1 protein-coding gene is annotated in these 554 nt (G+C 46.6%); it reads left to right on the top strand.

The window, feature by feature from the left end; genetic code table 11:
- Nucleotides 1–254, top strand: a 254-nt coding sequence (locus R7Z50_RS30065; protein ID WP_411979542.1) for an elongation factor 1-alpha C-terminal domain-related protein, incomplete at its 5' end; no start/stop codon positions are given.
- Nucleotides 255–554 lie beyond the last annotated feature (300 nt).

Here is a 554-nt window from a genome sequence, read left to right as displayed (position 1 = left end):
GTTTGTGTGAGTGGTCGCTGAACGAATCTGTCGCATTGGATAACTACCAAGATTGTGCCGATACCGGCGGCTTCATCATCATCGATCGTCTAACCAATGTAACAGTAGGTGCCGGCATGGTGAAAGAAAGTTTGGCGGCTGTTGAGCGTGGTCTTGCGGATGTTTCAGCGTTCGAACTTGAACTCAATGCTTTGGTTCGTAAGCACTTCCCGCATTGGGAAGCTAAAGACCTAAGCCAGTTACTCAAGAAGTAATGGCAGTAAACCTAGGGACGTTATTAGTGTCTAGGTTCACAGCCTAACCGAGTGCGAAATGCGGTTAGGCTGCCTCTAATACCGGAATGTTCAGTGAAGCCCAAGACAACTGAGCATTCTGGCACTCTTTTTCGCTTTGCTTTGCTCTGGTTACTTGTTTTATCGCTCTACACACTGTCGTTGTGTTGCGGTTTGTTTCGCTCGTTTCGGGCTGTTTGGTAAGGAAAGGCTATGTGGGAACAAGGGTTTGTATTAGCGATTTTGCTTGGCATTATCACTTGTTTGCTTGTGACTAAGATT

It is taken from the genome of Vibrio sp. 1249-1 (assembly GCF_033340495.1).
Note: the sequence above shows the minus strand (reverse complement) of the source record. Positions and strands in the feature narration are given on the sequence as shown.